Here is a 23,404-nt window from a genome sequence, read left to right as displayed (position 1 = left end):
ATGTTCATGCGTATCGCGATCACCACGCAGACGGTCGCCCTGCTGGTCCAGGCGGTCACCGCTGGTCTGCTGCTGTCCTCGCCCGACGGGCGGACGATGCACAGCGCCTCGGCGATCGCCGTGGCGGCCGCCGTGCTGTTGCACCTGGTCGCCGCGCTGGTGACACGACGGTTGAGCGCCATCCCGCCCGCGGCCGGCATGCTGGTGATGACGCTGGCGCAGATGGCGCTGGGCCTCGCGCACGTCAAGACGCTGCACGTCCCGCTCGGCGTTCTGATGTTCGGGGTGAGCCTGCTGCAACTCGGCCGTGCCTGGTCCGTCCGCCGCTCCACTGCGGTCGCGGCATGACGATGAACCGGCGGCAGGCGCTGCGGCTGCTGGGCTTGGGCGCGGTGCTGAGCGTGTCGGGCTGCTCGCTGCCGGGCCGTACCCCGCTGCCCAGACTTCTGGCGAGCACAGCCCCGCTGCCTGCGCCGTACACAGTGCCCCTGCCGCTGCCCGCGTCAGCGGAACCGTCCAGGACCGATGCCACGACCGACTACTACGATCTGGTCCAGCGCGCGGTCGACGTGGAGATCCTGCCCGGGCTGCGCACCCCGATCTGGGGGTACGGCGGGCAGTTCCCCGGACCGACCATCCGGGCGAACAGCGGCCGCCGGACGGTCGTGCGCGTCACCAACGGTCTCGGCGCGCCCACGGTCACGCACCTGCATGGCGGGCACACACCACCGGAGTCCGACGGGTACCCCACCGATCTGGTTCAGCCGGGTGCTCACCGCGACTACGCCTTCCCCCTGGAGCAGCGGGCGGCCACGCTGTGGTACCACGACCACCGCATGGACTACACCGGACCGCAGGTATGGCGCGGCCTGGCCGGGTTCTTCCTCGTCGCGGACGAGGAAGAGGCGGCGCTGCCGCTGCCGTCGGGCGAACGGGACGTGCCGCTCATGATCTGCGACCGCTCCTTCCATGCCGACGGCACCATGCCCTACCCGGCGCGTCCCGACGGGCCCGGCGCCCAGGAGGCGTTCATGGGCGGCGTGCTGGGTGATGTCATCCTGGTCAACGGCGCACCCTGGCCGCGCCTCGGTGTCGACCGTGCCCGGTACCGGCTGCGGCTGCTCAACGGCTCCAACGCGCGCACCTACGAGCTGGCCCTGTCGCCCGGAGGCACGCTGGTGCGGATCGGCAGCGACGGCGGGCTGCTGGCGGCCCCCCGGACCGTCGATCGGGTACGGCTGGCGCCGGGCGAGCGCACCGATGTGGTCGTCGACTTCGCCGCGTATCGAGTGGGCGATCACATCGAGCTGCACAACCTCCTGGGCGAAGGAGCTCAAGCACGAGTGATGCGCTTCACCGTCGAACGCGACGCTCGCGACGACTCGGCGATCCCGAAGACGTTGTCACGCGTCGAGCACCTCGACCCTGCCAAGGCGGCGGTGACCCGCGACTTCGAGTTCACCAGTGGCGATATGCACGGTCACACCGGCTGGCTGATCAACGGCAAGCCCTTCGACGCCCGGCGCGTCGATGCCCGGCCGAAGCTCGGCCAGGTCGAGATCTGGCGGCTGACCAGCGACGTCGCACATCCGGTGCATCTGCACCTGGCGAGCTTCCAGGTGCTGTCGGCCGGCGGCGAGCGCCCGAGTGGGCCGCCGGAGTGGAAGGACACCGTCGAGCTGCGAGAGGCGCAGACCGTGGAGATCATCACCCGCTTCACCGGCTACCGGGGCCGCTACGTCATGCACTGCCACAACCTCGAGCACGAGGACATGGCCATGATGAGCACCTTCGAGGTGGTCTGATGAGAGACGTTCACGCCTTCCTGACGTGCCCACGTCAACGGAGGAGACGGCCGCGACCCGCACAGAGCCGCCGAGGCCGCCCGCGCGGTCATTGTCGCCCGCGCTCACAGACGCGCGGGTGCCTCGACATCCTCCGGGTCTCCGGGGAGCGCGGTGGCGTTGACGATCGCCCAGAACCGGGCCAGTAGCGGATTGGCATCGTCCTTCCGCCAGACCAGGTACACCACCGTGCTTGTGCCGGCGAGTCGACGAGCGACGACGCCTTCGCGGTGGAGCACCCGGTAGGAGTCGGCCATGACCGCACCACCGAATCCTGCGGCGGCGAGGGCGAGGATCGTCTGCACTGTTCGCGCCTCCGCGCCGATTCGCGGCACGACTCCCGCTCGGGTGCACAGCGCCAGGACCTCATCGTAGGCACGAGGTGACGCTTCCCGCGGCCAGAGGATCAGGGGGAGGTCGCCGAGCACGGTCACCGGGGCGGGGTCACGGCGCTTGGCGAGCGGGTGCGCGGCCGGCAGGAAGAGGGAGAGCGGTTCTCGAATCCAGGCCCTGCCGGCCAGGCGGGTGTCGTGGATCGGCAGCCGCTGCACCGAAACGTCGAAGGTGCCGTCCACAACCCCTGCCGTGAGCTCGACGTCGTCGAACACCTCCACCAGCCGGAGGTCGACGTCGGGCAGTTCGGTGCGGAATCGGCCCAGGACCCTGCCCAGTGCACCGTGGATGGCCGAGGCGGTGAACCCGATCGTCAGCCGGCCGGTCAAGCCCTGGGCGGCCAGTCGTACGTCGTTGAGCAACGCATCGGCCTCGGCCAGCACGCGCGTGGCCCGTTGCAGAAGGGCGGCGCCGGCCGTCGTCGGCGTCAGCCCACGGCCCGAGCGGACGAACAGGTCGACGCCGAGGCGTTGCTCCAGCTCACGCAACTGCCGGCTCACGGTCGGCTGGCTGAGGTTCAACCGCCGGGCGGCACCGCTGACCGAGCCCTCCTCCGCGATCGCGACCAGGTAGCTGAGCAGGCGAAGGTCATACCTCCAAGGCATGGAGGCCATGCTAATCGATGCCTTGCAGTTACCAGGCGGACCGTTCGTGCCGCAGCATGAAGCCATGCCAAGTCCAGAACGACGTCTGGTGGAACTCGGGCTGCGATTGCCCCCGACCGTGACACCGGCCGGCGCCTACGTTCCCGCCGTACGCAGCGGAGACCTCGTCCACACCTCCGGCCAGGTGCCCTTGCGCGAGGACACGCTGCTCGCCCAAGGCAAGCTCGGCGAATCGGTGACCACGGCGCGGGGCTACGAGTGCGCACGCCAATGCGCCTTGAACGCCTTGGCCGCGTTGAGGGATGAGATCGGCGATCTCTCGGCTGTGCGGCGGATCGTCAAAGTCGTGGTGTTCGTCGCGTCGTCGCCGACCTTCATCGAGCAGCCACAGGTTGCTGACGGCGCCTCGGATCTGCTTCGCGGCGTCTTCGGACACGCCGGCTCGCATGCTCGCTCCGCCATCGGCGTGGCGGCGTTGCCCCTCGACGCGCCCGTCGAGGTGGAAGTCATCTTCAAGGTCGCCTGAGCGGCGACCAGAGTCACAAAGGAGTTCGAGATGGCCGCGAAGATGGTGGCCGCCATCGTCGGTTCCGGGAACATCGGCACCGACCTGCTGTACAAACTGCGCCGATCCGAGTTCATCGAACCCCGGTACATGATCGGTATCGATCCCGAGAGCGAAGGCCTGCGGCGGGCGGCGGACATGGGGTTGGAGGTATCGGCGGACGGCGTCGATTGGCTGCTCGCCCAAGCTGAGCCTCCCGCGGTGCTGTTCGAGGCCACATCGGCGTACGTACACGCCGAAGCGGCGCCCCGATACGCCGAAGCGGGCATCACCGCGATCGACCTCACGCCGGCGGCGGTAGGCCCGTACGTCGTTCCCACGGTGAATCTGGACCGCCACCTCGACGCGCCGAACCTGAACATGGTGAGCTGTGCGGGTCAGGCCACCATCCCGATCCTGCACGCCATCAATGAGGTCGCCGACGTGTCGTACGGCGAGATCGTCGCCGCGATCGCGAGCGCCGGCGCGGGCCCGGGCACCCGGCGGAACCTGAGCGAGTTCAGCGAGAAGACGGGTCGCGCGCTGATGACCGTCGCAGGAGCCGACGAGGCCAAGGCCATCTCGGTGATCAATCCGGCCGAGCCGCCGATGCTCATGCGCGACACCGTGTACGCCCGTGTGCGCCACAGGAACGCCGCGGCGATCGAGGCGGCCGTCCTGGATGCGGTGGCGCGCGTCCAGCAGTACGTGCCGGGCTACCGGCTGCGTTTCATCGATATCGATGCGGATCTGGTCACCGTGATGCTGGAAGTGGAGGGAGCCGGAGACTTCTTGCCGAAGTACGCGGGCAACCTCGACATCATCACCGCGGCGGCCGTGATGGTCGCCGAGCAGATCGCGGTGACCAGAACCAGAGAAGGAACGACCGCGTGAACACACCCATCACTCTCGTCGACACCAGCCTGCGCGACGGCATGAGCAGCGTCTCGCACCGGTTCACCGCCGACCAGGTCGCGACCGTGGCTCGAGGGCTCGACGCCGCGGGCATCCCCGTGATCGAGGTCGCGCACGGCATCGGCATCGGCGCCTCGTCCATCCAGTACGGCGTCGCCGCCGCCACTGACGAGCAGTACGTGCGTGCGGCGGTCGCGGCGGTACGGGTTTCGGACATCGCGGTGCTGTACGTGCCGGGGATCTCGACGCTCAAGGACCTCGATGCCTGCCGCGAGGCGGGGGCCGGTACGGTGCGGGTGGCCACGCACTGCACCGAGGCGGACTGCGCCGAGCAGCCCATCCGTCATGCCCGCGCTCAGGGCATGCGCGTGATGAGTTTCCTGATGATGAGTCACAAGCTGGAGCCGGCCGCGCTCGCCGCGCAGGCGGCGAAGCTGGAATCCTACGGCGCCCAGGTGATCTACGTGGTCGACTCCGCCGGCGCGTTGGTCCCCAGCGCGGCGGGTCGGCGCGTCGCCGCGCTGCGCGAGACGGTGAGCTGCGACCTCGGCTTCCACGCGCACAACAACCTGGGTGTGGGCATCGGAAACGCCCTCGCCGCCGTCGAGAACGGCGCCACCTTTGTCGACGGGTCCCTGTGCGGCCTGGGCGCCAGCGCCGGTAACGCGCAGACGGAAGTCCTCGCGGTGGCCCTCGATCGCGCGGGCCACGATCCGGGGGTCGACGTCTTCACGCTGATCGACGTCGCCGAGCGCATCATGACGCCCTTGATGGCACAGCCACAGATCATCGACGAGACCGCGCTGCTGCTCGGCTACGCCGGTCTCTACTCGACGTTCTTCCACCCGACGAAACGGGCGGCGGAGAAGTACGGCGTGCCCGTCCGCGACATCCTGATCGAACTGGGGCGGCGTAACGTCATCGGCGGGCAGGAAGACATGATCATTGATGTGGCGGCGGAGCTGTCAGGCCGCCTCAGTGCCGTCGAGACATCATGAGCGGCGTCATGAGCGGCGGCAATCTGACCGTCGGAACGATCCGAGCGGCGGCGTCGGCGCTGCTGACCGCCTACGAGAACGGCAGTCCTCTCGTAGCTCTGAGCACGACCTATCCCCGTGCGACGGTGGTCGACGCCTACCGCATCCAGCAGGAACAGGTCCGCGTCTGGACCGCCGCCGGTGACGCGGTGCGCGGCCACAAGATCGGCTTGGCCTCGGCGGCCATGCAACAGCAGATGGGCGTCGCGCAGCCGGACTACGGCCACCTCACCACGAGCATGTTCTACCGGGAGGACCAACCGATCCCCGCGTCGAGATTCCTGCAGCCGAGGATCGAACCGGAGATCGCCTTCGTGCTCAAGGCCCCGTTGCGCGGGCCGGGGGTGACGATCGCCGACGCGCGGCGGGCGGTGGCGTACGTCCTGCCCGCGCTGGAGATCGTCGACTCGCGTATCCAGGACTGGCAGGTCACCATCGTCGACACGATCGCCGACAACGCCTCCACGGGCGCGGTGATCCTCGGTGGCGACGCCACCGCGCTCGCCGAATCCGACCTGCGAACGGCTGACTGCTCACTGCGTCTGAACGGCACGACGGTCGAACGCGGCACGGGTGCCGCCGTTCTCGGGTCGCCGCTCAACGCCCTGGTATGGCTGGCGAATACGATCGGCTTGCTGGGTGTCGCACTCGAGCCTGGACACGTCGTCATGTCCGGCTCGATGACCAGAGCCGTGCCGATCGCGCGTGGAGACAGGGTGACGGCGACGATCGCCGGGATGGGCAGCGTGACAGCCGTACTTGGCTGACCGGCTCCACCCACTCCCACGCATCTGCCCCTGGACGTCGCATCGCTCGCCGTCGCAGGTGGACCCTTCGAGGAGGAAGCAATGAACCACTTCGGCATTCTGGCCCACAGCACCGAAGGTGCGGCGCTCAGCTTCCTGGCGTACTGCCAGGAAGCATTCCGCCGTACCGGACGTCACGAGCACCCAGACGTGACGCTCGACTACATCGCCTTCGGCTACAGCATGGCCGCGTGGGACGCAGGCGACCATGACGCTGTCAGACGGACGCTGGCCGTGAGCGTCGACCGACTGGCCCGCGCCGGCGCCACCTTCTTCGCCTGCCCGGACAACACCGCCCACATGGCCCTTGAACGCCCCGGCCCCGATCTCCCCCTGCCGGGCCTGCACATCGCCGAGGTGGTCGCCGACCAGGCTGCCCGTGACGGCCGTACCCGTGTCGCCGTGCTCGGCACCAAGTACACGATGAGCGGCCCCATCTACCCTCGCGCGCTCGCGGCCCGCGGGATCGCGACCGAACTGCCGGACCTGGATGACCAAGAGTTGATCAACGGGATCATTTTCGACGAGTTGGTCAACGGCGTGTTCACCGACGCCTCGCGCCAGGAGTACGTGCGCGTCATCTCCGACCTGGCCGATCGAGGATGCGATGCCGTCGCGCTGGTGTGCACGGAGATTCCGCTCCTGGTGACCCCCGATGTATCGCCGCTCCCGACGCTCGACTCCACCCGCCTCCTGGCCGGCGCCGCGTATGAGGTGGCCACCGGCGCACGGCCCCTGCCCTCCTGGCGCGGCGGGCCCTACCGGAGCTCCGACGCGCGGCAGCAGGGCCCGGATGGATCGGCACCACGTCACGACGTCAGTCGATGAAGCCCGTGCCGTCGGGCACCTCGGCCGCCCCTGCAGCGCGGACGACGCGGCCACCCCCGACCGGGGACCGGACCTCGATGCCCGCACGGGGGGCATCGAGGCCGTCCGTGCGGGCGGCCTACGAGGATCGCCGGGCCAGCCGGTCGGCGACGCCGCGGAAGGTGGCCTGCCACTCCCGGTTGTCGACTCCCCAGTCGCCACCGGTGCGAACGACGACGGTGTCGGCGTCGGGTGCCACGTAGATGTACTGCCCGTGATTGCCCAAGGCGTAGAAGCGGCCGGGCCGCTCGACGTCGACCCACCAGAAGTACTGGTAGAAATCGGCCGGGTCGGTGGTGGTGTCGGCGGCCGTGGCGGCCTCCACCCAGGCCTTCGGGACCACGCGCCTGCCGTTCCATTCGCCGTCGTGCAGGAACAGCAGCCCGAAGCGGGCGAAATCCACGGGGGTCGCATTGAGGCCGCTCTCCATCTTCTCGAACCCCGAACGTCGCGAGTCGAGGCTCCAGGTGGCGTCCCGTTCGGCTCCCAACGGCTGCCACAGCCTCGAGGACATGTACGCCGAGACCGTCATTCCGGTGGCCCGCTCGAGCACCATGCCGAGGAGCAGCGGGTTGTAGTTGGTGTAGTGCCACTCCTGCCCGGGCGGGCGCTCCACCCGGGTCCCGTTGAGGGCGACGTCCCGCAGGTCGACTCCGTAGTAGGTGAACGTGTCGTCGTCCCATGGCCACGGAAGGTCCGTCTTCCAGAACCGGAGGCCCGACGACATCGTGAGCAGGTCGCGCAGCCTGATCCGGGCGAAGCGCGGATCCCGTCGGGCCAGCTCCGGCAGGTAGTCGGTCACCGGGTCCTCGACGCTCTTGATCCGCCCCTCGGCGATCGCGATCCCGACGAGCGTCGACACGAACGACTTCGCGACCGAGAACGAGGTCTGGCGGGTCCGCCGGTCGGCGCCGCCGAAGTAGCGCTCGTACACCAGCCGGTCCCCGTGGACGACCAGGAACGCGCTGGTGTCGCTCTCGCGGAGGAAGTCGTCGAACGCCGCGCCGCCGGCAGCCGCGATCTCGGTGCCCGAGGGAAGGGGGCCGGCGTCCTTGCCCGCGGGGATCAGCCGGGATGGGAACCTGTACTGGTCTCCCACGTCCGAGTCGTACCACACCAGCGCCCGCGCGATCGTCGACCGGTCGAGTGAGGCCCACGCCCACCCGTAGAGCGCGAGCGCGGCGACGAGCACCACGGCGATGGCCTTGACCAGCCGGCGGCGTCGTGGCCTCGTTCTCCTCTCGTGCCCTCGCGCCGCAGGCTCGATCGTCTCCCGCATGTCATCGCCACCTTCGTCTCGTGTGCGGCCCATGGTCGCGACGGGCGGGTGGCCCCGTCGTCAGCCGAGGGTTTGGAGTCCGCCTCAACCCCAGGGTTGACGTCCGCCGCCGCTGTCCCGCCTAGATTGAGGTCCATGGACTTCCGCACCACGGCCCGCCGGCTGGAACGGCTGAACCCGTGGGCCGTGGACGCCGGCCTGGCCGCGGTGCTCGCGGCGATCACGCTGGCCGAGATCGCCGTCAACGCCGACCGCCCGGACGTGACGGCCTCGGACGCGTGGTGGAGCGCGGCCTTCACGGTGGCCATGACGCTCCCGCTGGTCCTGCGACGGCGCTACCCGTTCGCCGTCGTGGCCGCCGTGGGCGTCCCCGCCACCGTCTACAACGTGGTCGACATCCCCCCTGACCCGTACACGTTGACGTTCTCCATCCTCGTGGCCGTCTACTCCGTGTCCGCGTACGGCCGGCGGCGCCTCGCCGTGACCGCAGCCGTCATCGCCGCGGTCGCCCTCGTCCTGATCAACCTTCCCGTGATGCCGGACGAGTCCGGCTTCGCCGACGTCGTGAACCAGTTCCTCCTGCTCGGCGGCGGCTGGGTCGCGGGACAGAACAGCCGCTACCGGCGGCGCGAGGCCGAGCTGTTGCGGGAACGCGCCGAGCGGGCCGAGCGGGAGCAGCAGGAGCGCGGGCGCGTCGCCGTCCTGGAGGAGCGCGGACGGCTGGCGCGGGAGATCCACGACGTCATCGCCCACAGCGTCGGCGTCATCGCCGTCCAGGCGGGCGCGGCGCGGGCCGTGGCCGAGCAGCGGCCCGACCTGGCCCGCGAGACCCTCGCCACCATCGAGCAGGTCAGCAAGGACACCCTCGTCGAGCTCCGCAGGGCCCTCGGGGCGTTGCGGGCGGCCGGCCAGGAGACGGACCTGCGGCCGGCGCCGGGACTTGCCGCGCTCGGCGAGCTCGTCGAGAAGGTCGGGGGCGCGGGGGTGCGCGTCTCCGTGAGGGAGCGGGGGCAACGACGTGACGTGCCGCCCGGCGTCGACCTGTCCGCGTACAGGATCGTGCAGGAGGCGCTGACGAACACCGTCAAGCATTCGGGCTCGCCGACCGCCCATGTGACGATCAGCTACGGCCTGTCCTCGCTGGAGGTCCAGGTGATCGACGAGGGAGGCACGTCTCCGGCGCGGGCGTCCGGCGACACCGGTCCGGCCTCGCGGGACGGCGGTCACGGGTTGATCGGCATGCGTGAGCGCGTCACGATGCTGGGAGGCGAGTTCGAGGCGGGCGCGACGGAGACCGGCTTCTCCGTCCACGCCCGCTTCCCCCTGACCTGCGCGAGGGAGGACCGTTGAGCCTGCGGATCCTCCTCGTCGACGACCAGGCGCTCGTCCGCTCGGGCTTCCGGATGCTGATCGAGGCACAGCCGGGCATGGAGGTCGTCGGCGAGGCGGCGAACGGTGACGAGGCCGTCGCCGAGGCGCGCCGTACCCGGCCGGACGTCGTGCTGATGGACATCCGGATGCCACGCATGGACGGGATCGAGGCGACCTGGCTCATTACCCGGGCGGGGGCGTCCGCCGGGTGCAAGGTGGTGCTGCTCACGACGTACGACCTGGACGAGTACGTCTTCCGCGGCCTCCGCGCGGGGGCGAGCGGTTTCCTGCTCAAGGACGTGGCGCCCGAGGAGCTCGTCAAGGCGATCCACATCGTGGCGGAGGGCGAGTCGCTGCTGTCTCCCTCGGTCACCCGGCGCCTGATCGAGGAGTTCGTGCGGACACCCTCGCAGCCGTCGGCGCCCCGGGCCGAGCTGTCGTCGCTCACGGAGCGCGAGCGCGAGGTCCTCACGCTGATCGGAAGGGGGCTGGCGAACCAGGAGATCGCCGCACTCCTGTCCCTCAGCATGGCCACCGTGAAGACGCACGTGAACCGGGTGTTCTCCAAGCTCAGGCTGCGCGACCGTGCCCAGGCCGTCGTCCTCGCCTACGAGTCCGGCCTCGTCCGCTCCCACGACGCCCGAGCATCGGGGAACGGACAGGGTCGTCGACCGTGGCCGCCTGACGGGTGAAGCCTGAGGGGCGACGACCATGCCCGTCACGGCGAGAACCGTGAAACCGGCGTGAGGGCACCATGAAACCGGCGTCGCGGAACGTCGAGCCATGACTATGACAGAGCTTGACCGTTCCGGTGGCGGACCGATGCCCGCAGGGAACGACCTCGCCGTCCTGGCCGAGGGGCTGGTCAAGACGTTCGGCGAGCATCGTGCCGTCGCCGGGATCGACCTGGCCGTGCGGCCGGGTGAGATCTTCGGCGTCCTCGGCCCGAACGGCGCCGGCAAGACCACCATGCTGCGGATGTTGGCGACCCTGCTGAAGATCGACGCCGGGCGTGCGGAGATCTTCGGCGTCGACGTGGCCGGCCAGCCGCACATGATCAGGCAGCTGGTGGGCGTCACCGGGCAGTACGCCTCGGTCGACGAGAACCTGACCGCTCGCGAGAACCTCTGGCTCTTCGGCCGGCTGCAGGGCATCACCTCCCAGCGAGCCAAGCACATCGCCGTGGAGCTGCTGGCCCGGTTCGGCTTGGAGGAGGCCGCCGACAAGCCGATCGCCCAGTTCTCCGGCGGCATGCGGCGGCGTCTCGACCTGGCCGCCAGCCTGATCACCAGGCCACCGCTGATCTTCCTCGACGAGCCGACCACGGGCCTGGACCCGCGCACCCGCGGCCAGATGTGGGAGACGATCCGCGCTCTGGTCGCCGACGGCTGCACGGTGCTGCTGACCACGCAGTACCTGGACGAGGCCGACCAGCTCGCCGACCGGATCGCGGTCATCGACCACGGACGCAAGGTGGCCGAGGGGACTCCCGACGAGCTGAAGACCGCGGTCGGCGACTCCACCCTGCAGCTGCTCCTCGCCGAGCCGGGCGCGGTGCCGCTCGCGGTGGAGGTCGTCCGGCGGGTGCTCGGCTCCGACCCGATCCTCAGCCCCGAGCATGGGCGGCTCAACGTCGCGCTGGACCGGGCCGACCTGGCCGCCGACGTGCTGATCGCGCTGCGGACCGCCGGGGTCTCCATCGTCTCGGTGAGCGTGGCCAAGCCCAGCCTGGACGAGGTGTTCCTGGCGCTCACCGGCCACGGGACAGGCAGCGAGAACGACATGGAGGACAACCGATGAGCACCACTGTCGCACCTGCCCGCGAGACCGTGCGGGCCGCCGACCGGGTGGCGTCCGCGCGGCGGCACGTCTCGGCGAGCGAGACCGTCAGCCAGACGCTGACCATGGCGTGGCGGGCGCTGAAGAAGATGCGCAGGAATCCCGAGCAGTTCTTCGACGTGGCACTGCAGCCCATCCTGTTCACCGCGATGTTCGCCTACGTCTTCGGCGGCGCCATCGCCGGGAACGTGGAGAACTACCTACCGTTGATGATCCCGGGCATTCTCGCCCAGACCGTGCTGACCACGTGCATGGCCACCGGCACGCAGCTGCGTGAGGACATGGAGAAGGGGGTGTTCGACCGGTTCAAGTCGCTGCCCATCGCCAGGATCGCGCCGCTCGCCGGCCCGATGGTGGCCGACCTGCTGCGTTACACGATCGCGGCGGTGCTGACCTTCGGCATGGGCCTGGTGATGGGATACCGCCCTGGCGGGGGAGCTCCCGGCGTGCTCGCCGCGGTCCTGCTGGCGATCTTCACGGGCTGGTCTCTGGCGTGGATCTTCACCTGGGTCGGCACGATCGCCAGAAGCGCCCAAGCGGTGCAGGGCATCTCCATGATGATCCTGTTCCCGCTGACGTTCCTGTCCAACGCGTTCGTCCCGGTGGAGAGCCTGCCGGGCTGGCTAGCCGCGTTCGTCCGGATCAACCCGGTCTCGCACCTGGTCACGGCCGCCCGCGACCTGGCCAACAGCGGCACCATGAGCGGGGACGTGGGCTGGACGGTCCTGGCCGGGCTCGTCGTCATCGCGGTCTTCGCCCCGCTGTCGGTCCGCAGCTACAAGCGGCACATCTGACGTATCCCCTCGACCAGGGCACGGGCCTCGCCGAGCAGGGCGGGACCGCGCCGCTCGCCGTACTCGGCATGGACGGCCGCGACCGCGCCGGGCGCGGCCCGCTCGGCGCGCGGCTCGATCCGCTCGAAGGCCATGCTCGGCATGGTGCGGTTGTAGCCGAACCGTTCGGCCAACACCAGCGACCTGACGGCGTCGCCGGGCGCCATGCCGCCGCGCAGCAGCCCCCAGACACCGAAAGCGAAGAGCATCGTGCCGCACACCGGATAGTCGAGGAAGGGGATCCCTGCGTTCAGCACCGCGTCGATCCGAGTGACGGCGGAACGGAACAGCTCCTTGCCGTACGGCAGGTCGGCGGGTCCGGCGTGGTAGGCGTGCGCCGTCAGTGCGAGGGCCTCCGCGACGACCAGCCACGGCTCGAAGCCCGTGTGAGGTACGTCAGGCAGGCGGAGGTCACGCGCGCGCTGGACGGCCAGGCGGTGCTGCCCCAGGGCGTCGGCCGCGTCGCCGCGGGCGAGGGCGACCTCGGCGGCGCAGAGCGGCACGATGGCCAGCCCGCCGAGCACCGGCTCGTTCTCGTTGATCCGGCTGATCCGCTCGAGCTCGGCCTCGGCCGTCTCCAGGTCGCCTTCAGCGAGAGCGGCGAACAGCAGCAGCGAGCGCAGCTGCGTCTGGTCGTCGGTCGCGCCCAGCCTGCTCAGGACAGGAAGGGCGATCCGCGCGTGGCCGACGGCCCGAGGCCGGTCGCCGAGTTGCATGGTCAGCTGAGCCAGCAGGTTGTGCAGGAGCGCCACGTTCCACGGGCCGTCGTCCTCCCGCGTCAGTTCCAGAGCCCGCTCGGCAGCCGCGACGGCCGAGGCCCATTCTCCCGCGTTCTCCAGGACGTGGACGTTCATCTGCGCGGCCATCTGCGCCAGGTGACGGTCGGGATCGCGGCTCAGCTCGTCAAGCCGGCGGAGACCGGCCTCGCCGTCGGTGGCGTCGTAGGCGAGCATCACCGTGGCCATCGCGGCGACGCGGGGGTCGCTCGTATCCCGGTCGGGAATGCTGCGCAGCAGGTCGCGTAGCTGATCATCGCCATCGTCGGCGATCATCTTGTTCATGAGCGTGATCATCACGGCCACCCTGGTGGCGTCCTGAAGCTCGGGTGGTGGCAGCCAGCCGGTGAGCGTCTGCGTGATCGCGCCCCTGAGTGCGAGGATCCTGGGGTGGTCGCCACGGATCGACCAGAACGCCCCGAGGCCTGCCAGCACCTGGACCACCGTCGCGGTGTCCGGCTCGCTCAGCGCCTGGCGCAGCAGCTCGGCCAGATTGCCCTCCTCGGCCCGCAGCGCGTCGGCCGCCGCGTACTGGCCGGAGCCGAAGAGCGCCTTCCCCTGCTCCAGGGCATAGGCCACCGCCCAGGCCCGCTGAGCGGCGCGGGCGGGCGCCTCCTCACCGGCCTCCGCCAGCCGCATCCGGCCGAACTCCCTGACGGTCTCCAGCATCCGGTAGCGCACGCCGGCATCGCTCTCCCGGACGCTCAGCAGCGACTGCTCGGCCAGCGCCCGAACAGCGTGCAGCGCGTCGGGCCCCAGCAGGTGCTCGGCCGCGTCCAGCGTGAAGCCGTCGCCGAAGAGCGACAACCAGCGCAGGGCCCGACGCTCCGGTTCGCCCAGCAGGTTCCAGGACCAGTCGATGACCGCCAGCAGCGTCCTGTGCCGATCGGGCGCGCTGCGATCACCGCCGTTCAGCAGGGCGAACCGGTTCGCCAGCCGCCTGCCGATCTCCTCCACCGACATCACCCGCGTCTTGGCCGCGGCCAGCTCGATCGCGAGCGGCAGCCCGTCGAGCCGGGTGACGATCTCGCGGATCACCTCGCCGTCGAGCCGCGCGTCAGGGCGGGCGGCCATGGCACGCCGGCGGAACAGCTCCACCGCGTCCCATGAGCCCAACTCACCGAGCGGGTAGACCTGTTCCGCGGCGATCGACAAGGGGGCGCGGGAGGTGGTGAGCACGCGCAGGTCGCGTGTGGTCGTGACGAGAAAGGCCACCAGGCCGGCGACGGACTCCACCACGTGCTCGCAGTTGTCCAGGATCAGCAGTGCCGGCGCCTGGCCGAGGTGCTGGGCGATCCTGGCGCGGATGTCGGCACGCCGGTCAGGAGACAGGGCGTGGCGCCCGCTGACCGAGTCGCGGACCCCGAGTGCCGAGCCGACCTCGCCGACGACGTCATCGGGCGAGGTGACGCTGACGAGCTCGACGAAATGGACGATCGGCTGCGCGGCGTTCCTGCCGACGACGTGGGCGAGCCGTGTCTTGCCCAGCCCTCCGGAACCAGTGATGGAGACCACCCGGTTGGCGTGCAGCAGGCCCTGCAGCGCGCTGATGTCCTCGTCGCGGCCGAGCAGCGAGGAGCCGTCGAACAGGATGCCCTCGCGCACCGGACGGTCGGCCGCCAGCAGCTCGGCGTGCACGCGGGCGAGCTCGGGCCCCGGGTCGGCGCCAAGGTGCTCAGCCAGGGCGGCGCGGTGGCCGTCGTAGCGTTCGAGCGCGGCCGCGCCACCGCGTACCGCGGCCTCGCTGCGCAGTAAACAGGCGAGAAGCTCCTCGTCGTACGGCTGCGCCGCCACGGCCTCCTCCAGCAGCGGCAGCGCATCCTCGTGCGCACCGCTCCTGCTTCGGGCGACGGCCAGCAGGCGGCGTGACTCGGCCAGCTGCCCGGCGGCCCTGGCCCGCAGCTCGGCCAGGGCTCCGGTGGACGTCTCCAGACCGCCCGCAGCGAGGTCGAGCGCCTCATGCGCGTGGCGGGCGGCGGCGGTGACGTCGCCCTCGGCCAGCGCGCCGCGCGCCCGCCCGACGAGCACGGCGACCAGGAGCGCGTCGACCTGCTCGTCCGGCAGCCCGAGCCGGTAGCCGCGCGGCGTACGCACGACGGCGTCGGCCGAGGTCGCGGCCCGCGCCCGGGAGACCACCACCTGCAGCGCCTTCGTCGGGTTGGCCGGCGGTTCGTCACCCCACAGCTCCTCGACCAGCCGCGGGTCGCCCACTCCCGCCCTGCCGTGCCATACGAGGACCGCCAGCAGGGTCTGGGCACGGTCGCCGACCACGCGCGAGCCCTTCCAGCGAACGCCGTCGAGCAAGGTCAGCACCGGAGCCATGAACCCCAGCTTATGGGGACTTGTCGCGCCGGACTCGCGCTTTCTCGCCCGGTCGCGGCGCTCGGTCCCCTGCGGGACCCCTTGCACGGGCAGCTTGTCGGCACATCACGGCGGGATCGCCTCGATCACCGTTCGTCAGTCTGCATTCGGCTGGGTGCGTCGGGCGTAGGCGCGGGCGGCGCGGGCGCGGTCGCCGCAGCGGGTGGAGCACCAGTGGCGGCGGCCGTGGCGCAGCAGGTAGCGGTTGCAGGGGGTGGAACCGCAGCCGGTGAGGCGCTCGGCGTCGGGGCCGGTGAGGAGGTCGGCCGAGTTGGCCGCGAGGGTCGCGAGAGCGCGGTCGAGGATCTCGTTGGTGGGGCACGGGGCGGCGCGGTAGGGGCCGTTCTTCTCGTCCCAGTACAGCAGGGCGGCCGTGGGAGCCCTGCTCAGCGCGTCGTTGACGGCCGACAGTGCCGCGGGCAGGGCGGGCAGCCCGGCGACGCGGGCGGCGAACAACGCTCTGAGGTGTTCGCGCAGAGAGCGTAGCTGCGTCGCGCACATCTCCTGCACCCCGGCGTCGGCCGGCGCGAGGCCGTGTTCGGTGAGCCACCGATTCACGGCCTCGGGGGTGCCGAGGAGATCGATGAAGTGCCCTCCGGGCAGCGCGATGGCGCTGTTGACGAAGTCGAGGGCGAGGTAGTCCCCCGCCCCCGGCGCGGGCGGTGGCACGGATTCGGCGGCCAGGGTCTCGCTCATAGCTGTCATGGTACGGCTTGCACGCATCCGTGAGACACGGCTATCGTCCTTCACGGATAAGCCACTTCCCATCCGTGAGGTTTTGATGCCAAGCACGACCACTGAGCAGATCCCCGTCCGCGTCTTCGGCGGCCCGACCGCCCTTTTCGAATACGGTGGCCTGCGATTCCTGACCGACCCGACCTTCGACGCGCCCCGCGAATACCACGTACCTGGCGGCCGGCTGACCAAGACGGCGCCCTCCTCCGCCGCACCGGCCGGCCTCGGCCGTATCGACGTGGTCCTGCTCTCCCATGACGAGCACCCCGACAACCTCGATGACTCCGGCCGGACACTGCTCGCCGACGTCCCGCTGACCTTGACCACGCCTGGGGGCGGCCGGCGCCTGGGGCCGGGGGCCAGGGGGCTGGCCGACTGGGAGTCGATCGAGCTTGACCGCCCCGGCGGCGGCACGATCACCGTCACGGGCGTGCCTGCCGTCCACGGGCCCGGCACGCGCGAGGAGGTCGAACCGATCACCGGCCAGGTCGTCGGATTCGTCCTGACCGGGACGGGCCTGCCCACGGTCTACGTCAGCGGCGACAACGCCTCGCTCGACCTGGTCAAGGAGATCGCCGAACGGTTCGGCCCCGTGGACACCGCCATCCTGTTCGCCGGCGCTCCCCGCTTCGACGTCCTCTTCGACGGCGCGCTGATCGTTCTCGACAGCGCGCAGGCAGCCGACGCCGCCACGATCCTCGGTGCCCGCCGGGTGGTTCCTGTCCACTACGACAGCTGGGCGCACTTCACCGAGGGCCGCGACGAACTGGTCGCCGCTTTCACCGACGCCGGGTTGCTCGACCGCCTCGACCTCGGCGCCCGGGGCTGACCGCGCGGCCGGGCCGGCCAGGCGAAACGACCGGCGCCTTGGCAGGGCCGGCCGGCTCGCGGCCCCCGGGTCGGCCTGCCACGGCGGTGCCCGCACGCCTTCTCCAGAACAACCCGATCCGCCGCTGGGGCCGCCCGGCCGGGTCACGCCTAACGAAAGAACTCTTTTGTGACGACTACCGTGCCTGCTCGAATCGAGGATCTCCCGCAGTCTCAGGCGCAGCGCCGCGTCCTGATCGTCCTGATCGCCGCCCAGGTTCTCAGCGGCGCAGGACTGGCGGCCGGTGTGACCGTGGGCCCCCTGCTCGCGCAGGACATGCTCGGCTCCACCGGCCTTGCCGGCCTGCTCAGCGCCCTGGCCACCGCCGGTTCCGCGCTGGCGGCCGTCGCGGTCGGGCGCATCTCTCAGGCTCGCGGCCGTCGGCCCGGTCTTGCCACCGGGTACCTGACCGGTGCCGTCGGCAGCGCGGGCGTCATCGCCGCCGCCGTCGCCGGCAGCTCCGTGCTGCTGTTCGTCGCGATGTTCGTCTACGGCGCAGGCACGGCCACGAACCTGCTGGCCCGCTACGCCGGTGGCGATCTGGCGGCTCCCGAGCGCCGTGCCCGCGCCGTGTCCATCGTGCTGGTCGCCACCACCCTGGGCGGCGTGGTCGGCCCGAACCTCGCCGCGCCCGCCGGCGACCTCGCTCACGCCCTCGGCATCCCCCGCCTGGCCGGGTTGTTCCTTCTCTCAGGCGCCGCCTACGCGACGGCCGCCCTGGTTCTGGCCATCTGGCTGCGTCCCGACCCGCTGCTGCTGGCACGCACGCTGGAGGCCGAGCGCGCCGCCGCGGCGTTCGCACGTTCAGGCGGTGACGGCGGCGAGGTGCGGCCGCCGGTCGGATGGCACCGCTCCGGAGTACTGGTGGGGACGCTGGTCATGGCGCTCACCCAGCTGGTCATGGTCGCGATCATGACGATGACGCCGGTCCACATGCACGACCACGGCCACGGCGCCGCCGCCTCCGGCCTCGTCATCGCCATCCACATCGGAGCGATGTATCTGCCCGCGCCCCTTTCCGGCTGGCTCGTCGACCGGTACGGCCGGCTCACGGTCGCCGCCGTCTCCTCGCTGGTCCTGCTGGCCGCCGGGATCGTTGCGGCCTTCGCCCCTGAAGGTTCCGTCGCCGTGTTGGCGGCGGCTCTCGCGTTGCTGGGCGTGGGCTGGAGCCTCGGTCTCGTCAGCGGCACCGCGATCATCACCGACGCCGTCCCTTTGGCCACCCGTGCCAGGACCCAGGGCCTGGTCGATGTCTCCATCGCCATCGCGGGCGCCGTGGGTGGCCTGGCCTCGGGCCTGGTCGTCGCCGCCGCCGGCTATCCACTCCTGGCCGCCGGCGGCGGAATCCTGGCGCTGGCCATCCTGCCGGCGGTCGTCGTCGCGGCGCGCAGCCGCTGAGCGCCGGCCCTTGGCCCGCTTCCTTCCGGGCTCGGCCGGCACGACGCAAAGGACGCACTTCGCGGACGTGGTGTTCGGACAGGTCAGCCGAGACGGCGACGCCCCCGCCCGGCGCCCCGCGGACGCCTGACCCCGCCACGCCCCGCTTCACTGCGGCCGGCCGCTGCGCCCCGTGAGCCGATGACGCCCGCCGGGCGTAGCCGACGCGGGTCGCCCTGGCCGACGCCCCGATCTCCGCAGCGGGCCCGCCCGTGGCCGCGCTCGGCGGCGACCGGCGCACCCGTCACTCCGTTTCCGGATCGCCTACGACCACTCAGCCGCATCGGAACCACCCCTCTGGCGGTCACGGTGGTAGTGGCGTGCGGCGCGGGCGCGGTTTCCGCACGCCACCGAGCACCACTCCTGGCGGGGGTGGCGCTTGACGAAATACAGCACGCACCTCGGGGCGGGACACACCCTGACCTGGGGAAGACCGGGTCCTGCGAAGAAGTCGACCGCGGCGTTGGCCAGGGCGGCCGCCAGGCGGTCGCCGTGCACCTCCAGGTGCTGCTCCGGCGCGTCCGACCACACGAGGCGGCGGTGCATGGGAGCGGCGGCGCTGTTGACCAGCGCGAGCGCCTCGGGTAGCGGGGGCAGGGCTCCGGAATCCGCCGGGCTGGGCGGGTGAGGGGAGACGGCCTCGGCGAAGAGGGCGCGCACGGCCTGACGGAGGGCGACCGTACTGACCCTGATCCGCTCATCGGCGGTGAAGGTCGCGGTGTCGAGGTAGGGGGACAGGTCCTGGCCGCGGACCCAGGCGGTCAGGCCGTCGACCGTCGCGAAGGCGTCGGTGAGGCCCCCGCGGCGGGCTCGGATGGTACTGGCCAGCCGGAGCGCCAGCGGGTCGTCGTCCACACCCTTCATTCTAACGGGTATTTTTCGGTAAAGCCGTGATAATCTAACGGAATTGTTAGAGTGCTTCCGTTAGAAGGAGCTGAAGATGATCAAGCCGGCGCATGGGGATCCCAAGCTGGACAAGGTGCCGAACATGGTGCGCGTCATGGCGAACTCGCCTGCCGTGCTGGAGGGCTACCAGGGTCTGGCGCGGGCGCTGAAGAAGAGCACGCTGCCGCAGACCACCTTCGAGCGCATCGCGCTGACCGTGGGTGCGGCCAACGCCTGCTCGTACTGCGTCGCCGCGCACACCTACAGCGGCAAGACAGCGGCGGGGCTCAGCGACGCCGACGTGGAGCTGGCCAAGCAGGGCAGCGCCGAGGACGCCAAGGAGGCCGCAGCGGTCGAGTTCGCCCGGGCACTGACGGAGACGCGCGGCAACGCCGACCCGTCGAAGGCGCGGGCCGCGGGATGGAGCGACGAGCAGATACTGGAGATCATCGCGCTGGTGGCCCTGCAGACGATGACGAACTATGTCAACAAGGTGGCGGAGACCGAGAACGACTGGCCGGCGGCATGACGATCGCGCGCCTGGACGACGGTCGCGCCGAGGGCGCCGGCCGGAAAGAGCGGGCGGGCCGAACGGCGGACGCCGGCCGGATGGGGGGCGGCCGGGTGGGGGGCGGCGAGTGGGCGGCCAAGATCGGACGGATGCGGCCTGTGGGGATGACGCTGGTGCTGCTCGCGCCGCTGGCGGTCGTGCAGGCGGTGGCCGGGGAGCCCACGCTCGCACCACCGCTCGCCGCCTCGGCCGCACTCATCGCCGTCACCCCCGGCACCCCGGCGGCCCGCCCGCTCGCCGTGCTGCTCTCCCACCTCATGGCAGCCGCGGCAGGGCTCGGCGCGGCGTTCGCCGCCGGGCCCGGCACAACGGCCGCGATGCTGGCGGTGGGGGTGGGAGTCGTGGCGATGCTGGTCACCGGCACCTTCCACGCCCCCGCCGCGGCGTCGGCAGCGCTACTGGGCGTGACCGGCCAGCTGGTCCCCGCCCTCGCCCTGGCGGCCGGTGCGGCCACCCTGGCCGTCCTGGCCATCGCCCCTCGCCTTGCCCGCCTTCGCCGTACGGGTTGACCGGGAAGCTGTCGCCCGGCTGTGAACCGATCAGCCCTCGCTGCGCAGCCGCTCGGCCGTCAGGTTCCCTCCCTTGCCGGTCAGCGTCCGAGCGCGGGACGCATCGCCGCCATGAACGCTTCGGGCTGTTCCATGGCCGGGTCGTCGCCACAGTTCTCGATCACGTGCAGCGGCCAGCCGTAGCGGGCGCTCGCGGCCTCGGCGACGCTCAGCCGTACCTGGAGATCCTGCCGTCCCCAGATCAGCATCGTGGGGACGGCGATGCGTGCGAGGTCCGCCGATGGGATCGCGGGCACGCCGATGTGCGGCATGAGGCGGCCGAGTGCGGTCTGCTGGCTCGGCGTGCGGGCCCGCTCGAGCGCGTATCGCCCGAGCGGCTCCCAGCGCACGCCCATCTGCTCTCGCAGCCCGTCCAGATCGACGAAGCACTGCTGGAAGAGGCCGTCGCGCGTGTGCTCGGTCGGTTCGGCGAGGAAGTCGGTCAACGCGGCCCCGAAACTCGGCGCCGGTTCGAACGAGTCCAGGCCGAAGGAGTCCACGAGCACGAGCCGGCCGAGCCGGTCTCCCTGGTAGCCGGCCAGCCGGGCCGCGATGGCGCCGCCGAGCCCGTGCCCCACCAGGGTGGGCGGCGACGGGCAGGTCCGTTCGATCAGTTCGCCGAGCCAGGCGAGCACCTGCGCGGCGTCCAGCGGACCGGCGACCACCACCGAGGCGCCGTGACCAGGCAGGTCGGGGGCGACCACCCGACGGGTCGTCACCAGGTCAGGAATCACACGCGTCCACAGGGCCGCGAACTCCCCTGAACTGTGCAGAAGAAGCACCGGCGGACCGTCACCGCCCTCCAGCACCGCGGTGGAGACGCCGGCCAGGCGCAATCGCCGATCCCTGACCGGGACCCCGGCCAGCAGCGCCCTACGGCAACCGTCATCGGCGAGAGCACGGCCGCGCTCGCTCACATCGAGTTTGCCCTTCATCCCCGCCTCCTCGTGACGCGCTCACCATCTCTCGACCATCACGCTAGGTGAGGGGCCCGATACGACGCATCGGCAGGATCACGCAATCCGGTGCGTGGGTATTTCTGTGTAGCGGCAGGTCGGTTCTCGCTGACACTCGACATCACGGCGGCCGCGGCTGGGCTCTCTGGAGGATCAGACGAGGCCGTGCTCGTAGGCGTACGCCGTGGCCGCTGATCGGGACGAGACTCCGAGCTTGGCGAAGATGTTGCTCACATGACGAGCCACCGTCTTCTCGCTGAGGAACAGGTCCGCGGCGATCGCCCGGTTGGTCTTGCCCGCCGCCACGAGGCGGAGCACCTGCGCCTCGCGCATGGTGAGCGGGCTCGTCGTCCTGGCGGCCGTCTTCCTGGACAAGGCCTCCACCCGGGCCACGTCGGGCCCGGCCCCGAGCTCCTGGAAGACCCAGCGCGCCGCGTCCAGCTCCATGGCCGCGCCGTCCTCGTCACCGAGCAGTCGGCAGGCGAGTCCCATGAGGACCCGGGCACAAGCGGTCTCGTACGGCGCGTCGAGTTCGTGCCATGTCCTCCACGCACGTCGCAACGCCTCCAGAGCGGCCTGCCCGTCGCCCTCGCCGACGAGGACGGCTCCCGTCGCATGCGCGGCCACCGCGTGCAGGAACGGCATGTCCACGTCAGCGGCGATCGTCCGCAGCTCGTCGGCGGCGACGCCGGCCGCCTTCACGTCACCGGCGGCCAGCATGATCTCAACGTGCGCGGCGAGCAGCTTGGACCGGGTCACCCGGTCCCGCGCCTCGGCGACCAGGCGGCGGATCGCCCCCTGCGCTGCATCGACGTCCCCCTGAACCAGCTGCAGCAGCGCCAGGCCAGGCTGCGGCTCTCGCCCCAGTTGGTTGGCCCGGCGGTATGCCTCCTCGGCCTTCACGAACTCGCCCCGCAGCCGGTGCAGCTCCGCCTGCAGATACAGGGCCGCGCCGACTGCCGGCTGGCGAGTCGGCCGAGAGAGCGGTTCGCACGCGCGCCGGGCTTCCGCCATGGCGTCCGACCACGCGCCGTGCACCTGCATGATCTCGGCGCGGTGCACCAGGCACTGCCCTCGGTAGAGGATCAGCTCAGGCTGGGAGGCACACCAGTGGCTCAGCGCCGCCGTCCACTCCTGCGCCCTGCGCAGGTCGAAAGCCTCCTGGCATCCCTCGATCACCGTGCAGTAGACGTCCCCGGCGATGACCGCGGACACCTCCCCGGCTGTGACGGCGACCATGACCTCATCGAGCAATGCCACACCAGGAGCGGTCTCCCCCATGCGGATCAGAGCCCTGCCCTGGCCAAGCCGGGCGAGGGTCACCAGATCCGGGTCGCGGAAGCGCTCGCCGATCTCCGCTGCCGAGCCGAAGGTGTCGTGCGCGGTCGCCGAGTCGCCGCCGAAGATGCACCGCAACGCGACCCCATACAGCAGGTACCCCTGTTCCACGCAGTCCCGCAGACCGTCGTCGAGCAGCCGCTGCCCTCGGGCGATCCAGCCGCCGCCGCGGGCCAGATCACCCTTGTTCAGCAGCTCGAAGCTCAGCCAGAACGCACACCTGACGGCCTGCGCCGCCTCGCCCCGGCGCAGTGACTCGTGATAGGCACGCGCCCACACGTCGGTGCTGTCAGCGTCCCTGCCGACCAGATAGGCGGCCGTGGCGAGCCGCTGGAGATCCTCGAGCCGGAGCGGCGACTCCCGGTCCGCCGCCGACAAGAGAGCGAAGGCCTCCGCCCACGCCTTCCGGCCGAAGGACTCGCGCGCCCGATCGAGGATGCCGGCCGTCGTCATCACCGTCCCCCACTACAAGAGCCGTCCCCCGCGGACACCCGGCCCCTCCCCGATTCTCGACACTCCCCCGGGGACGGATGCCGGTACGCGTGCGTGCCGGAGACCATGTCCTCTATTCAACCCGGCCCTGCTCGCGGTCGTGA

The 23,404-nt window shown here is 71.1% G+C and carries 22 protein-coding genes; 15 read left to right on the top strand and 7 right to left on the bottom strand.

Features of this window, described 5'->3' with window-relative positions:
• Both ACFSKW_RS17550 and ACFSKW_RS17545 read left to right on the top strand, forming a co-directional pair.
• The gene (locus ACFSKW_RS17550) at positions 1 to 348 is read left to right on the top strand and encodes a hypothetical protein (protein WP_379573321.1); all 348 of its coding nucleotides are present in this window, start codon (positions 1 to 3) and stop codon (positions 346 to 348) included.
• A complete protein-coding gene (locus ACFSKW_RS17545; protein WP_379573320.1) occupies positions 345 to 1,805 on the top strand; it encodes a multicopper oxidase family protein in 1,461 nt (486 codons plus the stop codon). Before ACFSKW_RS17550 ends, ACFSKW_RS17545 begins: the two co-directional genes overlap by 4 nt.
• A 104-nt stretch (positions 1,806 to 1,909) precedes the next feature.
• On the opposite strand, the gene ACFSKW_RS17540 is transcribed toward ACFSKW_RS17545, so the two are convergent.
• Positions 1,910 to 2,842 (bottom strand): LysR family transcriptional regulator, encoded by a 933-nt coding sequence (locus ACFSKW_RS17540; protein WP_379573319.1) that lies wholly within the window; start codon positions 2,840 to 2,842, stop codon positions 1,910 to 1,912.
• A 64-nt stretch (positions 2,843 to 2,906) separates the two neighbouring features.
• Between ACFSKW_RS17540 and ACFSKW_RS17535 the strand changes: the two genes are divergently transcribed.
• The 5 genes from ACFSKW_RS17535 (at position 2,907) to ACFSKW_RS17515 (ending at position 6,972) form a co-directional block, all read left to right on the top strand.
• Positions 2,907 to 3,368 (top strand): RidA family protein, encoded by a 462-nt coding sequence (locus tag ACFSKW_RS17535; protein ID WP_379573359.1) that lies wholly within the window; start codon positions 2,907 to 2,909, stop codon positions 3,366 to 3,368.
• Between the two features lie 30 nt (positions 3,369 to 3,398).
• On the top strand, positions 3,399 to 4,280 hold the full coding sequence (locus ACFSKW_RS17530) for an acetaldehyde dehydrogenase (acetylating) (protein ID WP_379573318.1): 882 nt from the start codon (positions 3,399 to 3,401) through the stop codon (positions 4,278 to 4,280).
• Positions 4,277 to 5,299 (top strand): 4-hydroxy-2-oxovalerate aldolase, encoded by a 1,023-nt coding sequence (gene dmpG, locus ACFSKW_RS17525; protein WP_379573317.1) that lies wholly within the window; start codon positions 4,277 to 4,279, stop codon positions 5,297 to 5,299. The genes ACFSKW_RS17530 and dmpG overlap by 4 nt, the downstream gene beginning before the upstream one ends.
• Complete coding sequence (locus ACFSKW_RS17520; protein ID WP_379573316.1) at positions 5,296 to 6,105, top strand: 2-keto-4-pentenoate hydratase; 810 nt, start codon at positions 5,296 to 5,298, stop codon at positions 6,103 to 6,105. Before dmpG ends, ACFSKW_RS17520 begins: the two co-directional genes overlap by 4 nt.
• 81 nt (positions 6,106 to 6,186) lie before the next feature.
• A complete protein-coding gene (locus ACFSKW_RS17515) occupies positions 6,187 to 6,972 on the top strand; it encodes an aspartate/glutamate racemase family protein (protein ID WP_379573315.1) in 786 nt (261 codons plus the stop codon).
• A 118-nt stretch (positions 6,973 to 7,090) separates the two neighbouring features.
• On the opposite strand, the gene ACFSKW_RS17510 is transcribed toward ACFSKW_RS17515, so the two are convergent.
• On the bottom strand, positions 7,091 to 8,290 hold the full coding sequence (locus ACFSKW_RS17510; RefSeq protein WP_379573314.1) for a serine hydrolase domain-containing protein: 1,200 nt from the start codon (positions 8,288 to 8,290) through the stop codon (positions 7,091 to 7,093).
• Between the two features lie 135 nt (positions 8,291 to 8,425).
• Here ACFSKW_RS17510 and ACFSKW_RS17505 point away from each other — a divergent pair, with 135 nt between their 5' ends.
• The 4 genes from ACFSKW_RS17505 (at position 8,426) to ACFSKW_RS17490 (ending at position 12,294) form a co-directional block, all read left to right on the top strand.
• Positions 8,426 to 9,640, top strand: coding sequence for a sensor histidine kinase (locus ACFSKW_RS17505; RefSeq protein WP_379573313.1), 1,215 nt, complete (start codon positions 8,426 to 8,428; stop codon positions 9,638 to 9,640).
• A complete protein-coding gene (locus ACFSKW_RS17500) occupies positions 9,637 to 10,353 on the top strand; it encodes a response regulator (RefSeq protein ID WP_379573312.1) in 717 nt (238 codons plus the stop codon). Before ACFSKW_RS17505 ends, ACFSKW_RS17500 begins: the two co-directional genes overlap by 4 nt.
• A gap of 91 nt (positions 10,354 to 10,444) precedes the next feature.
• Positions 10,445 to 11,461 carry an ATP-binding cassette domain-containing protein gene (locus tag ACFSKW_RS17495; RefSeq protein ID WP_379573311.1) on the top strand — a complete coding sequence of 339 codons (1,017 nt, stop codon included), beginning with the start codon at positions 10,445 to 10,447 and terminating at the stop codon, positions 11,459 to 11,461.
• The gene (locus ACFSKW_RS17490; protein ID WP_379573310.1) at positions 11,458 to 12,294 is read left to right on the top strand and encodes an ABC transporter permease; all 837 of its coding nucleotides are present in this window, start codon (positions 11,458 to 11,460) and stop codon (positions 12,292 to 12,294) included. The genes ACFSKW_RS17495 and ACFSKW_RS17490 overlap by 4 nt, the downstream gene beginning before the upstream one ends.
• On the opposite strand, the gene ACFSKW_RS17485 is transcribed toward ACFSKW_RS17490, so the two are convergent.
• Positions 12,276 to 15,431 (bottom strand): ATP-binding protein, encoded by a 3,156-nt coding sequence (locus ACFSKW_RS17485; RefSeq protein WP_379573309.1) that lies wholly within the window; start codon positions 15,429 to 15,431, stop codon positions 12,276 to 12,278. The two genes, ACFSKW_RS17490 and ACFSKW_RS17485, sit on opposite strands and share 19 nt — an antisense overlap.
• Before the next feature lie 135 nt (positions 15,432 to 15,566).
• Entirely contained in the window at positions 15,567 to 16,166 is a 600-nt protein-coding gene (locus tag ACFSKW_RS17480; RefSeq protein WP_379573308.1) for a CGNR zinc finger domain-containing protein, read from the bottom strand.
• An 85-nt stretch (positions 16,167 to 16,251) separates the two neighbouring features.
• On the opposite strand from ACFSKW_RS17480, the gene ACFSKW_RS17475 reads away from it, so the two are divergent.
• Entirely contained in the window at positions 16,252 to 17,034 is a 783-nt protein-coding gene (locus tag ACFSKW_RS17475; protein ID WP_379573307.1) for an MBL fold metallo-hydrolase, read from the top strand.
• A 168-nt stretch (positions 17,035 to 17,202) separates the two neighbouring features.
• The gene (locus ACFSKW_RS17470; RefSeq protein ID WP_379573306.1) at positions 17,203 to 18,471 is read left to right on the top strand and encodes an MFS transporter; all 1,269 of its coding nucleotides are present in this window, start codon (positions 17,203 to 17,205) and stop codon (positions 18,469 to 18,471) included.
• A 303-nt stretch (positions 18,472 to 18,774) separates the two neighbouring features.
• Here the strand turns inward: ACFSKW_RS17470 and ACFSKW_RS17465 are convergent, their stop codons facing one another.
• Complete coding sequence (locus tag ACFSKW_RS17465; RefSeq protein WP_379573305.1) at positions 18,775 to 19,365, bottom strand: CGNR zinc finger domain-containing protein; 591 nt, start codon at positions 19,363 to 19,365, stop codon at positions 18,775 to 18,777.
• A gap of 85 nt (positions 19,366 to 19,450) precedes the next feature.
• Here ACFSKW_RS17465 and ACFSKW_RS17460 point away from each other — a divergent pair, with 85 nt between their 5' ends.
• Together ACFSKW_RS17460 and ACFSKW_RS17455 are read left to right on the top strand one after the other, a co-directional pair.
• The gene (locus ACFSKW_RS17460; RefSeq protein ID WP_379573304.1) at positions 19,451 to 19,924 is read left to right on the top strand and encodes a carboxymuconolactone decarboxylase family protein; all 474 of its coding nucleotides are present in this window, start codon (positions 19,451 to 19,453) and stop codon (positions 19,922 to 19,924) included.
• Positions 19,921 to 20,475 (top strand): HPP family protein, encoded by a 555-nt coding sequence (locus tag ACFSKW_RS17455; protein ID WP_379573303.1) that lies wholly within the window; start codon positions 19,921 to 19,923, stop codon positions 20,473 to 20,475. The genes ACFSKW_RS17460 and ACFSKW_RS17455 overlap by 4 nt, the downstream gene beginning before the upstream one ends.
• Positions 20,476 to 20,555: 80 nt before the next feature.
• Here ACFSKW_RS17455 and ACFSKW_RS17450 read toward each other — a convergent pair whose 3' ends face one another.
• Entirely contained in the window at positions 20,556 to 21,449 is an 894-nt protein-coding gene (locus ACFSKW_RS17450; RefSeq protein WP_379573302.1) for an alpha/beta fold hydrolase, read from the bottom strand.
• Between the two features lie 174 nt (positions 21,450 to 21,623).
• Positions 21,624 to 23,261: a LuxR C-terminal-related transcriptional regulator gene (locus ACFSKW_RS17445; RefSeq protein ID WP_379573301.1), complete on the bottom strand. Its 1,638-nt coding sequence runs from the start codon at positions 23,259 to 23,261 to the stop codon at positions 21,624 to 21,626.
• Between the last annotated feature and the right edge of the window lie 143 nt (positions 23,262 to 23,404).

This window comes from Nonomuraea mangrovi (assembly GCF_042681425.1).
Lineage (GTDB): Bacteria > Actinomycetota > Actinomycetes > Streptosporangiales > Streptosporangiaceae > Nonomuraea > Nonomuraea mangrovi.
Note: the sequence above shows the minus strand (reverse complement) of the source record. Positions and strands in the feature narration are given on the sequence as shown.

Coding starts and splice junctions, on each gene's coding strand:
- ACFSKW_RS17550 (WP_379573321.1), top strand. CDS start 1: ATGTTCATGCGTATCGCGATCACCACGCAGACGGTCGCCCTGCTGGTC.
- ACFSKW_RS17545 (WP_379573320.1), top strand. CDS start 345: ATGACGATGAACCGGCGGCAGGCGCTGCGGCTGCTGGGCTTGGGCGCG.
- ACFSKW_RS17540 (WP_379573319.1), bottom strand. CDS start 2,842: ATGCCTTGGAGGTATGACCTTCGCCTGCTCAGCTACCTGGTCGCGATC.
- ACFSKW_RS17535 (WP_379573359.1), top strand. CDS start 2,907: ATGCCAAGTCCAGAACGACGTCTGGTGGAACTCGGGCTGCGATTGCCC.
- ACFSKW_RS17530 (WP_379573318.1), top strand. CDS start 3,399: ATGGCCGCGAAGATGGTGGCCGCCATCGTCGGTTCCGGGAACATCGGC.
- ACFSKW_RS17520 (WP_379573316.1), top strand. CDS start 5,296: ATGAGCGGCGTCATGAGCGGCGGCAATCTGACCGTCGGAACGATCCGA.
- ACFSKW_RS17515 (WP_379573315.1), top strand. CDS start 6,187: ATGAACCACTTCGGCATTCTGGCCCACAGCACCGAAGGTGCGGCGCTC.
- ACFSKW_RS17510 (WP_379573314.1), bottom strand. CDS start 8,290: ATGCGGGAGACGATCGAGCCTGCGGCGCGAGGGCACGAGAGGAGAACG.
- ACFSKW_RS17505 (WP_379573313.1), top strand. CDS start 8,426: ATGGACTTCCGCACCACGGCCCGCCGGCTGGAACGGCTGAACCCGTGG.
- ACFSKW_RS17495 (WP_379573311.1), top strand. CDS start 10,445: ATGACTATGACAGAGCTTGACCGTTCCGGTGGCGGACCGATGCCCGCA.
- ACFSKW_RS17490 (WP_379573310.1), top strand. CDS start 11,458: ATGAGCACCACTGTCGCACCTGCCCGCGAGACCGTGCGGGCCGCCGAC.
- ACFSKW_RS17485 (WP_379573309.1), bottom strand. CDS start 15,431: ATGGCTCCGGTGCTGACCTTGCTCGACGGCGTTCGCTGGAAGGGCTCG.
- ACFSKW_RS17480 (WP_379573308.1), bottom strand. CDS start 16,166: ATGAGCGAGACCCTGGCCGCCGAATCCGTGCCACCGCCCGCGCCGGGG.
- ACFSKW_RS17475 (WP_379573307.1), top strand. CDS start 16,252: ATGCCAAGCACGACCACTGAGCAGATCCCCGTCCGCGTCTTCGGCGGC.
- ACFSKW_RS17460 (WP_379573304.1), top strand. CDS start 19,451: ATGATCAAGCCGGCGCATGGGGATCCCAAGCTGGACAAGGTGCCGAAC.
- ACFSKW_RS17455 (WP_379573303.1), top strand. CDS start 19,921: ATGACGATCGCGCGCCTGGACGACGGTCGCGCCGAGGGCGCCGGCCGG.
- ACFSKW_RS17450 (WP_379573302.1), bottom strand. CDS start 21,449: ATGAAGGGCAAACTCGATGTGAGCGAGCGCGGCCGTGCTCTCGCCGAT.
- ACFSKW_RS17445 (WP_379573301.1), bottom strand. CDS start 23,261: ATGACGACGGCCGGCATCCTCGATCGGGCGCGCGAGTCCTTCGGCCGG.